The following is a 13,537-nucleotide window of genomic DNA, read 5'->3' on the forward strand; positions in this document are numbered from 1 at the left end:
TTTACTTCCCTTATGTATTACAATCGTCACGCATTAGACGTGCGCACCCTCTTGGTGTACTATTTGCATTAGTACAGTTAGTAAGCATATTTCGTGGGCTTCCTGCTTGGGCAATGTAGCGCAGCGGCATATGCACAACAGACCGCGAGGCGCAGCGCCGCACTTAATATCGGGAGGTATCTTGTCATACCGTCGGAGCATCGCATGATTGAAATCGATCTCAAAAGCCGCAAGTCGATCTATGAGCAGGTTGTTCGTGGCATCAAGGAGCAGATTCTCTCAGGAATCATCGCACCGGAGAGCAAGCTCCCCTCAGTTCGTGAATTGTCTAAGGAGCTGACGGTCAATCCCAATACCGTGCAGAAAGCATTCAGACACCTCGAATCGCAGGGCTACATCTACAGCGTTTCTGGAGTGGGAAGCTTCGCCCACTCTCCGCAGGACATTCAACCAGACGAGAGAATGATTGCCCAGTCCATGGCACAGATTCGCGATGATATTCGAGACTTGCGCATGATCATCCCCGATAGTCATCGGTTTGAGACCACCATCACCTCACTCTTGTCCGAGCTTCGCGAATCTCACCTGCAGGGATCTCACCGCAGCGAATCCCCGATCAGCGAAAGTAACCATGCGGCTCAGCCCCACACCAATACAAGTAAGGAATCCCAATGATTGAGCTTCGATCAATTACCAAGGCATTTGATGCTCATACTGCCGTATCGGATATCAGCATTTCCGTGCCGACAGGTTCCATATATGGCCTGGTGGGAACCAACGGTTCTGGCAAAACTACATTGCTCAAGATGCTTGCCGGAGTCTTGACCCAGGATAGCGGCACCATCGCCTATGACGGGCATCCAGTGTATGAGAATGCGGAAGTGAAGAGGCAGATTGCCTTCATTCCTGATGACCTGACATATTTCAATAGATTCACACTGCACAGTGCCGGCACCTTGACCGCCGGCATCTATGCGCAATCATGGAGTCAGGAGCTCTTCGAGACCGCAATGCATCAATTCCATCTCGACCCGCACATGCAATTCTCGAAGATGTCCAAAGGTATGCGCAAGCAGGGCGTCTTCTGTCTGGTATTCGCGCGTCAGCCTCGATATATGCTTCTTGACGAACCCATTGATGGTCTTGATCCCATCGTCCGCAAGAGCATTTGGGAACTTATCGTCGATGCCACAGCCGATAGGTCAATGACCGCCGTGATATCGTCGCATAATCTGCGCGAGCTCGAAGGTTACTGCGATCACGTCTGTGCGATCAAGGCAGGCAAGGTGGCCATCGAGCAGGACATCGAAGATCTGAAATCAGACATACACAAGCTACAGATCAGTTTCGGCCCTCAACGTCAGCCGTCGGCTGCAATGCTCGAGCCACTGCATATACTCCACGAATATGATCGCGGCTCCATCAACTATCTGATCGTTCGCAACAGCGATGAGGAGCTTGACCGCTTCGTGAACCGCACCCATCCGGTTATCTTCGATGAGATTCCACTGACTTTGGAAGAGATTTTCATGTATGAATTGAGAGAAGACAGCAATGACTACACCAGCAAGCACTGAAACCTCCCCTACAACCGAGCAGGCTGCCAGTCGTCATGTTGCCCGCGGCAGAGGCACCGTCAATGCATCACGACAGTTCATATCAGCACCCCTACTGTGGCATGAGATCAAACGTCTGTGGGCACTTTCGCTCCTCGGCATTGCCGTATTGCTCATTTCCGGACCGATCGTCGTGCTGCTCACGCCGGAAGCGGGCAATGCCCAGCCCAGCATTCTTCGCATAACCATTCAGGATGGCAATCCAGGATTCCTTGCGTATCAGATTCTCTCTCCGATGGTGTATGCCTTGGCGTTATTCACCTATCTGAATTCATCCGGGAGAGTGTCAATCATGCATTCAATGCCGCTGACACGCGGAACCATCTTCCGAACGAACATTGTTTGCGGTGTGATCCTGCTCTATGTTCCCCATATCGTCGCCACCTTCTCGCTGCTGCCATTCATGCGCTTCTTCTTCAAGGGATTCATGAATTCCGGCCAGCTGAACCTTGACGGCCAGGGAGTCAACAATGCCAGCATGCTCCTTGCACCCAACGATGCGGATTTACTCCGATGGTTTATCATCACCTCGATCATCATGCTCTTTATCTTTGCCACATCGGTTCTTGGCTCGATGCTGACCGGCAATCTTGGCATTGGCATACTCATGATTGCCTTCATCAATGTGATAGTTCCCGTTGTATATACGCTGACCTTGCTGATTCTGAGTCTCTTCCTGTATGGTTTTACCTTCGAATCCCTCAATGGCGCCGCATGGATGCACCCCTTGCTTGATCTGGCCATGAATGGCGACCGCATTTCACTCGCGCATATCATCACATTCATCGCAATCAGCGCCGCCTTGCTCACGATCGCCATGGTGCTGTATCGCCGCATGAAGTCGGAGCATGCAGGCAATAATGTAATGTTCGGGGGTGCTCAGACGATCACCACAGTGATGGTGACCTTTGTCGGATCATGTCTGGCGGGCGGGATCCTGCAGAGCTTGCAAACCGGCAATATCAATGCACTGGCAAACCATACGATGTTTTTCCTCGGGGTGGCGATCGCCTCACCGGTCATCTTCATCATCACCACCATGGTGGTGAAAGGAACCATCAAGATCTTTTCCTTGAAAAGTCTCAAGCGCTTCGGAGCGTTCGTCGTCATCATGGCGATCTATTGCTCCTTCACCACATGGGACATCACTGGATACACACGACGCATTCCACGCGCCAGCAACGTGTCGTCGGTGAGCCTACCCAACGAATATCTCAACATGCTGCCCTATGCCGCCAGCTATGACTGGGGTTCAATACGCTTGCGCAATAGACAGTCAATTCAGCATGTACGTGCCCTGCATCAGGAAATCGTTGAACGCGCGAAAGATCCCAGGTATGCTGCGCTGCTCGAATCTTCAGATGCCGATGGCAATGGCTCGTCTGGAACTGGATACACAGCGAAGGAATGCGTCAACTGCTTTGCGAGCACAGTGCAGACCATCAACATCGAATACGCTCTCAGTAACGCAGCCCGACTATCGAGAAGCTATTCGTTCTATGGACGATATCTATTGAACAGCCCTGCCTACGCGCGCCTTATCAATGACTCCGGGTATCGAAAGGCAACCAGCATCGCACAGATTGGCTACAGCAGAATCGAATCGGCATCATCAAGCACTGCCGAAGGTCCAGACATCACCATTGGAGCAGGGCATGTCAACCTGAACGCCACCGATGCCCAGACCCTGGCAAAGCTGATGGACGAGGACTATCAATCGCTGCCACCTACGGATCCAGCTTCTCTCGTCGTTGACTATTCCTCGGACGGTGCACTGAAGAACAAGGATCTGCTGCTCGGCGTGAACTTCAATCTGCACACCACCAACAGCACAGGCTACGAGCCATCGAGCTTCTATTACGGCATTACGAGGCATTACACCCGAACCATACAGTGGCTCAAGGCCAAAGGCTTGTATAACAAGGCAGTCACTGACTAATATGTCGCCCAAACTTGGGCTACTCTGGATTGAAGGACGATGCTTTCCATGCATTGCTTTCAGACTGGGTGAGGAACATGAGAGACGATGATTACGCTGCGAAAATGAGCGAGCTCATCGAACTCATGCGCATAATCGGCAACGATACCCAGCAATGCGAGGTGAAGGAGAGCAGGCGCAAGCTCTCTTCATCGATTACCGACACACTTTCCGCCTTTTCGAACGGCACAGGCGGCTATATCATCCTTGGTCTTTCGGAGAAAGCGGGTTTTACGCCCGTAGAAGGCTTCAACGCGCGTTCAATGCAGGAGGCCTTGAGTCAGGCATGTGAAAAGATGACACCGGTAGTTCGCCCGATCATCATGACCTGCCCTTTTGAGGGCAGCAATCTCGTCTTCGCGCAGATCGACGAGATGCTGCCGCGAGATAAACCGTGCTACACCACAGCTCTGGGTGCATATAACGGCTCGTTCATTCGTACTGGCGACGGTGATCGACGCATGACCGGCTACGAGGTCGAGCGTCTGATGGAAGAGCATGCACAGCCGACATATGATGCTCGGGTCATTGCAGAAGCGAGCATAGATGACTTGAACCCTGCACTGGTACATGGTCTTATCGAGCGGCAGCGCGAACTGCACCCAAAGGTTTTTGCAGCCAGCAATGATATCGACATACTGCGGGCGCTGCGCGTGCTGGACTTTGCGCCAGAGATCAGTGCCGACGAATCAAACCCTTCCCTCACTCATCACAGTACATCTGGCACTGATCTTGATTCGGATCAGGGCGGTACGCGCGTGAGCGAACTGACCATGCAGCAGAGCGAGAACCTGCAGCATGCATTGCATGCCATTGATGCAGACTTTGCGACGCTGCACCCAACATTGGCCGGTTTGCTTGCTCTCGGACGGTATCCGCAACAGTACTTTCCTCGCCTCAACGTGACGATTGCGGTATTTCCTGGTACCAGCAGAGCCGAAGTCTTCTCTGGTGACGGGCACCTCGTTACCGCCGAAAGCATTACCGGACCCATTCCCATCATCATCGACGATGCCGTCGAATCCTTGGTGTCATGGACCGCAGGGCCACCACGCGAAACCCACGATGCCCAGCAGACTCCCGATTATCCACGACCCGTTCTACGCGAGGCAATTGCCAATGCGATGATGCACCGGGACTATGCACCTGTGGCACAAGGCACGCAAGTTCGCGTGGACGTGTTTACCAATCGCATTGAAATCACCAATCCGGGTGGATTATTCGGTTCCGTCACGCACAGCACGCTCGGCAATCCGATCATGCCCTCGACCAGGAATCAGTTCCTCGTCTCCATTCTCGAATCGACTCCTTACCCGGACGGTGGCTATGTCATCGAAAACGGCGGTTCAGGCTATCAACAGATAGCAGCGACGCTTCGCAACGAAGGCATGGAACCCGCAGACATTGATCACACCATTGATGCCTTCAGAGTGACGATTACCCGTCGCGGGGCATTCGAAAACAGCGCTGAACGCAATATTGCCCAGCGCATCGTCCAACTACTTGAGGATAGACCATCTGCCAGTGTTCGTGACATCATGTTTGATCTGCATCTTTCTCCGATTTCCGTGGCATCGGGACTACGCTCGCTGCTCAACAAGGGTCTCGTCGAATCCATCACCACACAGCCGCATCCGCAGAAACAATACCGACTCCTTCGGGGAGCCTTATGATGAGGCACTTCCTGCAAGGCCACGTTGCAGATCGTACCTTGCCCAATCCTTTGGATGGAGCTGGTAACACTCTATGAGCGAATACGAACATGTTGAGCATGGCTTTGGTCCCGTATGGGATGAAGAATCACAGCTTCTGATTCTCGGTTCAATGCCAAGCCCCAAATCTCGCGCAGCGGGATTCTATTACATGCACCCGCAGAATCGTTTCTGGCGAGTGCTTGAGGCCCTCTATCCCCCATGTGGCAGCGACATCGGTGGAGAAGCAGACATCAATCGATGCACCTCGCATGGTATACGAAACAGCGGCGGGTTGCATGACGAATCGATAGCATCGAAACAAGCCTTGCTGCATCACTACCACATAGCATTGTGGGACGTTCTCGAATCCTGCGATATCAAAGGCGCGAGTGATGCCAGCATTCGCAATCCCGTTGCGAATGACCTTGCAGGCATTATCCTACAATCGAATATCCATGCGATATATACAACCGGCACAAGGGCGGCACAACTTTTCAGGCGATATTGTTCTCACACTCTCGAAGCCTCCAGAATCTGCGTTCCGATGACAGCCTTGCCTTCAACGAGTTCAGCCAATGCCTCCATGTCCTTGGACAGACTGATCGAAGCCTACCAATGCATCACAGCCGTCACAGAACCGACTTCAAGAAGGCCTGGAAACGCGTCGTCTGAGGATTGTCGATGATCTCAGGACCACCGTGTTCAACAACGACCCCTTCGTCCAGAAAGATAATCTGATCGGCAACTTCTCGTGCGAATCCCATTTCGTGGGTAACCACCACCATGGTCATGCCCTCTTCGGCAACCTGCCGCATCACGCTCAAGACTTCACCGACGAGTTCAGGATCAAGCGCAGAGGTTGGCTCATCGAACAGCATGATGTTGGGATGCATGGCCAGGGCGCGTGCAATGGCCACACGTTGCTGCTGACCGCCAGAAAGTTGCGAAGGATAATAGTCCAATCGATCGGCAAGACCGACACGGGTCAATTGCCTGATTGCCTCGTCTCGCGCATCAGCCTTGGAACGATGAGCAACATGAATTGGAGCCTCCATCACATTGTCGATGGCAGTTTTATGCGGGAACAGGTTGAAGCGCTGAAATACCATGCCGATCTTTGCACGCTGCTCCGCAATGGCCTTATCATCGAGCTCCTGCAAGGTCGCATCCGCGCCGGTTCCTATGCGCCGATATCCAATCAAATCGCCATGCACCAATATGTCTCCGGCAGTTCGCGTCTCCAACTGATTGATCATGCGCAGCAGGGTTGACTTTCCTGAGCCGGAAGGTCCGAGAATCGCAGTAACACTACCCCGTGGAATATCTATGTCGATTCCCTTGAGCACATGCAACGAGCCAAAAGCCTTGTGTACGCCCCTGATTTCGATTTCAGCCGTATCGCCGCTCATGCGTTGAGACCTCCCATTTTAACCTTGTTCATTCTCGCTGCCTCCATGGCACTTTCACCGGTGGGATGGTCGATTGCCGCAGATTTCCCGGCGTGCGAGAGAGAACTCTTGTCGAATCCCTTGCCAAAATGCTTTTCCAACTGAGCCTGCAGGATCATCAGAATGGTCGTGATTACCAAGTACCAGATACTGGCAACCAAGAGGAGCGGAATTGGTTTGTAGATGCGGCTGGCAATGGCGTTGGTCGCAAACTGAAGCTCGAGATTGAAAGGAACGGCCAGAACCAAGGATGTGGTCTTCAGCATTCCAATGGTCTCATTGCCGGTCGGTGGCACGATGATGCGCATTGCCTGAGGAAGGATGATTCTTCGCATGATCAGAGAACGTCTCATACCGAGTGCCTGCGCAGCCTCGGTCTGACCATCATCAACCGCCTCGATGCCTGCACGAACGATTTCGGACAGATAGGCAGCCTCGTTGAGTCCAAGGCCAAGCACTGCAGCGACGCTGGCTGTTACGACACTTTTGGTGTCAATGCTCCAGAATTCTGGACCGAATGGGACACCCACCGCGAGACGTGGAATCAGCACGGCGAACAGGCCCCAGAAGATCAGCTGCGTATACACAGGTGTTCCACGGAAGAACCAGATGAAGTACCAGCTCACCCAACGCAGCACAGGATTTGACGATTTACGCATAACGGCGAGGATGATTGCCAGAACCGTGGCAATGATCATCGAGTAGAGGGTGAGTTTCAAGGTCCAGCCGATGCCGCTCAGAACGTTCTCGTTGAAGAGATACATCCATACCGTTGGCCAGTCAAAGTTTGGGTTGGTAACAATGCCATGCGCAAGCATCAGTGCAAAGATCAGAACGACGATTGCTGCTACGACAGGTCCCGGCTTTCGTACGGGCCTGGCGTGAATCTCGCCTGGTATACCCAACTCAGAATCTTCTCGACTCTTCATTCACTTCTCCTCTAACGTGATTATGCTCGTCAAATCTTCAAGGAACACTCCTCATAAACCAGTGTTCACATCAGACTTGGAAGCTCATGCACCAGGCATCAGTCGGAAGTGGCAGGATTGATTTCTGCCTTGGATATGGCCCCGTCCTGTGCCCCCCAATGTGAAAGTATCTTAGTATACATTCCGTCATCCATCAGCTTTTGCATCGCTTTTTGAACAGCGTCAGCCATTGCCGTGTCGCCTTTCTTGACTGCGACGCCCTGCGGAGCGATGCCGACATCGTTGCCCAGAGTCTGCAGCTGATCGCCAGTCTGACGGATCGCATAGCCTGCAACCGGGCTATCAACGTAGAGCACGTCGACCTTGCCGGTCACCAGTGCAGTGGTGACATCCGTCTGCTGCTTGTACGAGAGTACGTTGACTGCCTTCTTGCCATCGGCAACGCACTTCTTGCTTGTAGCATCGATGTCTTCCTCTTCGGTCGTGGAAGTCTGCACTGAAAGATTGACACCACACAGATTGTTGGCATCGATCTTCTGGGGGTTCCCCTTCTTTACCGCATATGACATCCCAGCCTTGAAGTATGAGACGAAGTCAACGGCTTTCATGCGTTCGTTGGTGATGGTGAAGCTTGAAATGCCAATATCGTATTTGCTGCCGATGCTTGGAATGATTGAATCGAAGGTTGCGGTTTCAGGATTGGACTTCAGTCCCAGTACCCGTGAGAGAGCATTGAGCAGATCGACATCATAACCGATAGGTGTCTTGCCATCCGAATCAAGGAATTCCGCAGGTGCATATGACGTATCCATGCCGACGGTCAAGGTCCCACTCTTCGCAACGCTCGCGGGAAGCAGCGCTGCAATGGCATCATCCTTCTGCACTGAGCTCACATCATAGGGACGAATATCCGCCGCAGACGAAGAAGCGGTTCCTGAACTTGCACTCTCGCTCGAATCAGTTGTGCCGCAAGCCGCAACGGCAGCCAACAGGGCCACACTCACGGTTGCCGAAATGGCAGCCTTGATGCTCGTTGAAATTTTCAATGCTCTCTCCCTCTAGATGAGACCAAACTTATGGTACGCATAACCATACAGCCTCAATACAATGCCTTATGTCACAATTCGGTTACATCACCGACATCGGGCACCTGTACAGCATTGCGTTCGGATGAAATACGCGCTCATTGTGAACTCATCAAAGTATCAAAGCCAAATATTCGCGAAACATCGACCATTTTCAAGCATTTTGACGTATGTATACTCCAAGGAGTTCACAATGAGCAGAAAGTTCAGCCCTGCCTGTTCTTGTACCGCATCATTCGTTGCGCCTCGCGCTTGTCCTGAGCCTCACGAAGGCTTTGACGCTTGTCATATTCACGCTTGCCACGGGCTAGGGCGATCTCTACCTTTACCCTGCCATCCTTGAAATAGATGCTTAAGGGGATGATCGTATACCCTTTTGCCTCGGTCTGGCGAGACATCTTGGCAATCTCGCGAGTGTGAAGCAGCAGCTTACGCTTGCGCTTTGGGGCATGGTTATTCCATGTTCCATTGAGATATTCTGGAATGTTGGCATTCTCGAGCCACATTTCACCGCGGCGGTCGATGCTCACAAACGATTCCGCAAGTGATGCACGTCCCTCGCGCAGCGACTTGACCTCGGTACCCGTCAACGCCACACCGGCCTCAATGTGATCCTCTATCTCATAATCGTGTCGTGCACGACGATTGGTGGCGACCGTCGAAGTCCCCTCTTCCTTTGACATAGTGCCCTTCTTTAATAGCGTATTGTCACGCTTCAGCACATGTCTGAAGCGATTTCAGTATTGAATGTATTGGAATCTGCTTGGGCTGGAAACGATCTCCGAATAGGGGAACGTTGAGAAGCCAGTTCCACCTTCTGAAATCAGAATCGTACCATCGGAATTCACTCGTTCAACAACGGCCACATGCCCATAGGCCGCACTCGCATTCCACGTGGTGACGCGCTGCCCTGGTGCCACAACCATGACTGCTCCGACATGAGGCGTGTTGTTCACCAAATACCCCAGACTCCGAGCCGTTGCAGCCCAGGAACCGCCATTGCCCATATATGACCCAACGGGAAGTCCTAACTGAGTTCGACGAAGATATGCCCAAAGGGTGCATTGCCTTGACGGATATGCCCCTGAACCGACGCTCGACCTTCCAGTGCTATGTCCATAGCAGTATGTCGCCGTGGAGCCGCAACTTCCCGGAACGGCATAGCTCATGCCACTTGCACCTGATGATGCTGCTGAACCTGTGCTTGATGATGAACCAGAGCTCGATGATGAACCGGAACTCGATCCTGAAGAACTCGATGAAGACTGAGATCCTGATGATCCTGAAGACGATGAAGTTCTGCCTGTGGAAACCTGCTGAGCCCCTCCAGAACTTGCAGATGCCTGTGCCGCTGCAGCCGCAACCTGCTGATTATAGGAATCGATCTGGGACTTGATCGTAACGATGTCGGCAGCCTGCTTGGCAGAAGCCGAAGTCAGCTGGCCCTTCTGTGCTTCCAGACTGGTGCGTTGTGCTGTACCTTCATCACGCAGCTTCTGCAGTGAGGCCTGCTTCGCCTGAGCCTCAGACACGGCCTTCTGCGCTGATGCTGACTGCTGGTCAGCTTGCGTTTTCAACGTCGCAATTTCCTGTTCGATCGACTCAAGCCGCTGCTTACGATTCATGGAAGTATTCAGTGTGGTAGCCGCTGAGTCCGCTGCCTGGCTCTCTGTTCGGGTAACAGCGACATTTGCCTGCATCGAATCCACAAACTGCTGGGTGGTCTTGGAATTGGTCACGACATCCATGACCTGAGAGGTACTTGAACCGTGGAAACTATCACGAGCCAACTGGGCCACTGCCTCTTTGGCATCATCGTAATTGGCACCGGTCTGCGCGATCTTCTTCTCTAGATCCGTCTTATCGGCTTGTGCCGCATTGAGCCTGTCTTGGGCTGCACTCGCCTGATCCTTCGCCTGCTGCGCAGCATCCTGGGCAGCATTCGCGGCTGTTTGGGCTGCTGGAATCTGGTTGGATGTCAGATCGTTCAGTTCCAAAATCTTGTTTTGCAAATCAGTGCTCACTCCGGCAAGCTGAGCCTTGAGCTGATTGTTGGTTTCAACCGCCTGCTGATATTGAGAATAGCTCGGAACCGCTTCGGCAGTGGAGACCGCAGTACTCACACTCGCCACACCGATGGTCATGAACATGGCAAAACTCATTGCAGCGCACACCAAAGCGCGTCGTCCTCGCGTTGCACCCATTACATCAACCTTTCAACTACTTCGTGTGTGACATTGTAGCGTGTCAAACTCATAATCACAGCATCCATCACATAATTTTGAACAATTCGATCAATATTGCCCGCTCCTTATGCCTTCAAATACCTTCTGAGCGAAACGGCAGATGCAAGCGCTGAAAGGATTATTGCCCCCACAATAAGGAACGGTGCCGTGACCAGTACATTGCTTTGCCTGATGAAGGGCATCCACGTGATGGACTTCGCAAGCCAGTTCGTGATGAAGGTATCAACAACGAGACTCAACGTGCCAACGGCAAGCAGCGAGCCGATGATCGAAGCCACAGAACCCTCAAGAATGAACGGTAATCGAATCGTCCAGTTAGATGCACCAACATAGCGCATGATTTCGGTTTCGCTACGTCGAGAGGCTGCAGACATACGAATCGTGGTTCCCGTGAGCATGATTGCGACGACAACCATCACACCTGCAAGCACCACCGTGACCTCCGTCGCCTTGTTCAGAGCATTGAACACGGGATCGAAAATCTGCCGCTGATCCTCAACCTGCTCAATGCCGGTTCTGCCGGTGAGAACCTCGGATACTTCCTGATACTTTTGTGGGTCGGTAAGCTTCAAGCGTAACGAATCCTGCATGTCTGCAGCGGTCAGGGTTCGACCTTGATACACACCATTAGGATATTGCTTCAGGAATGTGTCTTTGTAGAATTGTTGCTTGCTCACATAGGTGATTTTCGCAACATCATTCGAAAGCTCATTGTTGATGGTGTCTTCTATGTTGACAATCTCGTCCTGAGTTGGCGATTTGCCGGATGCGCATGACGCGGCCTGACTCGTGCCATCAGGACATAGCCAAACAACCACTTCGACCTTGTCGTACCAATCCCCCTTTGCCTTCGTGATCTGTGCCTGCATCAGCACTGCCGCACCGATGAAAAGGAATGAAATGAAAGTCACGAGCGTGACCGAAAGAATCATGGAACCGTTTCGCTTGAGACTTGTCCAAGTTTCAGAGAGAATGAAACGCAATCTCATTGTTTGGCCTCCTCATGACCATCTGCTGATGGCGGCGTTGGCTGTGATGCTGAAGGGGATGATTGCCGCTTGGAATTATGCTCCTTGACCTGCCCTGGCTCGTGGGAAGCAGCCTTTGGCGGTGTCGGAGGCTTATTGGCTGCAGCCTTGACATCTTCGGCCGTTATGCCTTTGCCCCACGTCAGAGTATTCTCAACAGGTGCGAAAGCCTTGCCATACCGACCGGTTTTGCCTGAATGCACCGATTTGGCCAAGCGCGCAATGCCTTCATTGGCCGTGTCCTCATACTGAGACGCATTGAAAGCATCTCTGGCAGGTGCATGTGAATTCGTTCGAGTCCCGTTGGTGACATGCTCGTCTGATAGTGAAGTCCCAGGACGTGCTTCTGTCGGAAATTCATCGTGAGCATCCTTATGGTGCTCCACCGCTTCGGATTCAGTCTTGGCAGGCGGCTGTGGCAGCGTCGATGAAGCTGATGATGGCGGTACAGATGGCGCCGGCGACGAAACACCTGAGGAGTTCTGTTCCACCTTGCCCTGCTCAGCCGAGCCCTGTTCGGCCGCTTCCCCATGTTCAGTGTGGGAGGAGCCCTTGGATCCAGTGCCGTTATCTGCGGATCTGCGCGACGCTTCGTGTCCCTCATCTGCATCGTTCACGGCTTTGCTCTCAACGAGAGTGTTCTTGAATCTATCCATATCATGCGCATTGGCAGTTGAAGATTCCATCGATGACGGGACTGCGGAGACCAGAGGCTGAGAGATGGCCCCGCTCTCTGCGCTCTGGGCGACATTCACCGCCGCCCCTCGCTTCAAAGCCTGATGTGCCTTGGCGGCGACATCGGCATCAGGGAAGAACTTTGCAGAATCATACGAGCCATTACGTTCATCACGCACGATTTTCCCAGAATGCAGTTCGACGACGCGTTTGCGCATGGAGTTCACGATTTCCTCGTTATGTGTTGCCATAACGACGGTTGTTCCAGTGCGATTGATGGCATCAAGAACTTCCATGATGCCCAGAGATGTGGTCGGATCAAGGTTTCCAGTCGGCTCGTCCGCAAGAAGAATCTGGGGATGATTCACATATGCTCGTGCGATGGCGACGCGCTGCGCCTCGCCGCCAGAAAGTTCGTGAGGAAAGTTATTCTCCTTGCCGATCAGGCCGACGGTCTTCAAGACCTGCGGCACGAGCGAACGTATTGTCGAGCGCCGAGTCCCAATCACCTCAAGCGCAAACGCAACGTTCTGCCATACGGTCTTATTTGTCAGCAGCTTGTAGTCCTGAAAAACGAATCCCAAAGAACGACGATATTGTGGGACTCTGCGATTGCTCAGCCTGCGAAGATCATTGCCGGCAACCCTGATTTCGCCATCGGTCGCGAGCTCCTCATGGAGCAGAAGGCTCAGCAGTGTCGACTTTCCAGAACCGGATGCCCCTACAAGAAAGACGAAGTTGCCACGCTCAATCTCAAGATCCACGTCGTCCAAAGCAGGGCGAGTGCCCTTCGGATAGATTTTGGTTACATGCTTCATTGAAATAAGCGCCATCAGAA

12 protein-coding genes are annotated in these 13,537 nt (G+C 52.7%); 5 read left to right on the forward strand and 7 right to left on the reverse strand.

All coding sequences use genetic code 11. From position 1 onward, the window contains the following. Positions 1–204: 204 nt before the first annotated feature. The 5 genes from BAQU_RS06245 (at position 205) to BAQU_RS06265 (ending at position 5,973) form a co-directional block, all read left to right on the forward strand. Entirely contained in the window at positions 205–675 is a 471-nt protein-coding gene (locus tag BAQU_RS06245) for a GntR family transcriptional regulator (RefSeq protein WP_094693663.1), read from the forward strand. Next, the gene (locus BAQU_RS06250) at positions 672–1,577 is read left to right on the forward strand and encodes an ABC transporter ATP-binding protein (RefSeq protein ID WP_094693665.1); all 906 of its coding nucleotides are present in this window, start codon (positions 672–674) and stop codon (positions 1,575–1,577) included. Before BAQU_RS06245 ends, BAQU_RS06250 begins: the two co-directional genes overlap by 4 nt. Then, positions 1,555–3,555, forward strand: coding sequence for a hypothetical protein (locus BAQU_RS06255; RefSeq protein ID WP_094693667.1), 2,001 nt, complete (start codon positions 1,555–1,557; stop codon positions 3,553–3,555). The genes BAQU_RS06250 and BAQU_RS06255 overlap by 23 nt, the downstream gene beginning before the upstream one ends. Positions 3,556–3,632: 77 nt before the next feature. Next, complete coding sequence (locus tag BAQU_RS06260; protein ID WP_094694073.1) at positions 3,633–5,267, forward strand: ATP-binding protein; 1,635 nt, start codon at positions 3,633–3,635, stop codon at positions 5,265–5,267. A gap of 73 nt (positions 5,268–5,340) precedes the next feature. Then, positions 5,341–5,973, forward strand: coding sequence for a uracil-DNA glycosylase family protein (locus tag BAQU_RS06265; protein WP_094693669.1), 633 nt, complete (start codon positions 5,341–5,343; stop codon positions 5,971–5,973). Here BAQU_RS06265 and BAQU_RS06270 read toward each other — a convergent pair. The 7 genes from BAQU_RS06270 to ftsE all read right to left on the reverse strand — a co-directional run bounded on the left by BAQU_RS06270 (position 5,918) and on the right by ftsE (position 13,532). Continuing rightward, positions 5,918–6,697: an amino acid ABC transporter ATP-binding protein gene (locus BAQU_RS06270; RefSeq protein ID WP_094693671.1), complete on the reverse strand. Its 780-nt coding sequence runs from the start codon at positions 6,695–6,697 to the stop codon at positions 5,918–5,920. The genes BAQU_RS06265 and BAQU_RS06270 overlap by 56 nt on opposite strands. Further along, positions 6,694–7,665: an amino acid ABC transporter permease gene (locus BAQU_RS06275; RefSeq protein ID WP_094693673.1), complete on the reverse strand. Its 972-nt coding sequence runs from the start codon at positions 7,663–7,665 to the stop codon at positions 6,694–6,696. Before BAQU_RS06275 ends, BAQU_RS06270 begins: the two co-directional genes overlap by 4 nt. Before the next feature lie 98 nt (positions 7,666–7,763). After that, positions 7,764–8,711: an ABC transporter substrate-binding protein gene (locus BAQU_RS06280; RefSeq protein WP_094693675.1), complete on the reverse strand. Its 948-nt coding sequence runs from the start codon at positions 8,709–8,711 to the stop codon at positions 7,764–7,766. 245 nt (positions 8,712–8,956) lie between these two features. Continuing rightward, positions 8,957–9,433, reverse strand: coding sequence for an SsrA-binding protein SmpB (smpB, locus tag BAQU_RS06285; protein WP_094693677.1), 477 nt, complete (start codon positions 9,431–9,433; stop codon positions 8,957–8,959). A gap of 54 nt (positions 9,434–9,487) precedes the next feature. Then, positions 9,488–10,954: a CHAP domain-containing protein gene (locus BAQU_RS06290; protein ID WP_211277122.1), complete on the reverse strand. Its 1,467-nt coding sequence runs from the start codon at positions 10,952–10,954 to the stop codon at positions 9,488–9,490. 107 nt (positions 10,955–11,061) lie between these two features. Further along, a complete protein-coding gene (gene ftsX, locus BAQU_RS06295) occupies positions 11,062–11,985 on the reverse strand; it encodes a permease-like cell division protein FtsX (protein ID WP_094693679.1) in 924 nt (307 codons plus the stop codon). Then, a complete protein-coding gene (gene ftsE / locus BAQU_RS06300; protein ID WP_094693681.1) occupies positions 11,982–13,532 on the reverse strand; it encodes a cell division ATP-binding protein FtsE in 1,551 nt (516 codons plus the stop codon). Before ftsE ends, ftsX begins: the two co-directional genes overlap by 4 nt. Positions 13,533–13,537 lie beyond the last annotated feature (5 nt).

The organism is Bifidobacterium aquikefiri, from assembly GCF_002259795.1.
Lineage (GTDB): Bacteria > Actinomycetota > Actinomycetes > Actinomycetales > Bifidobacteriaceae > Bombiscardovia > Bombiscardovia aquikefiri.

Bases quoted from the DNA above. Each gene is read 5' to 3' on its own strand.
- BAQU_RS06245 (WP_094693663.1), top strand. From the start codon at position 205: ATGATTGAAATCGATCTCAAAAGCCGCAAGTCGATCTATGAGCAGGTT.
- BAQU_RS06250 (WP_094693665.1), top strand. From the start codon at position 672: ATGATTGAGCTTCGATCAATTACCAAGGCATTTGATGCTCATACTGCC.
- BAQU_RS06255 (WP_094693667.1), top strand. From the start codon at position 1,555: ATGACTACACCAGCAAGCACTGAAACCTCCCCTACAACCGAGCAGGCT.
- BAQU_RS06260 (WP_094694073.1), top strand. From the start codon at position 3,633: ATGAGAGACGATGATTACGCTGCGAAAATGAGCGAGCTCATCGAACTC.
- BAQU_RS06265 (WP_094693669.1), top strand. From the start codon at position 5,341: ATGAGCGAATACGAACATGTTGAGCATGGCTTTGGTCCCGTATGGGAT.
- BAQU_RS06270 (WP_094693671.1), bottom strand. From the start codon at position 6,697: ATGAGCGGCGATACGGCTGAAATCGAAATCAGGGGCGTACACAAGGCT.
- BAQU_RS06275 (WP_094693673.1), bottom strand. From the start codon at position 7,665: ATGAAGAGTCGAGAAGATTCTGAGTTGGGTATACCAGGCGAGATTCAC.
- smpB (WP_094693677.1), bottom strand. From the start codon at position 9,433: ATGTCAAAGGAAGAGGGGACTTCGACGGTCGCCACCAATCGTCGTGCA.
- BAQU_RS06290 (WP_211277122.1), bottom strand. From the start codon at position 10,954: ATGGGTGCAACGCGAGGACGACGCGCTTTGGTGTGCGCTGCAATGAGT.
- ftsX (WP_094693679.1), bottom strand. From the start codon at position 11,985: ATGAGATTGCGTTTCATTCTCTCTGAAACTTGGACAAGTCTCAAGCGA.
- ftsE (WP_094693681.1), bottom strand. From the start codon at position 13,532: ATGGCGCTTATTTCAATGAAGCATGTAACCAAAATCTATCCGAAGGGC.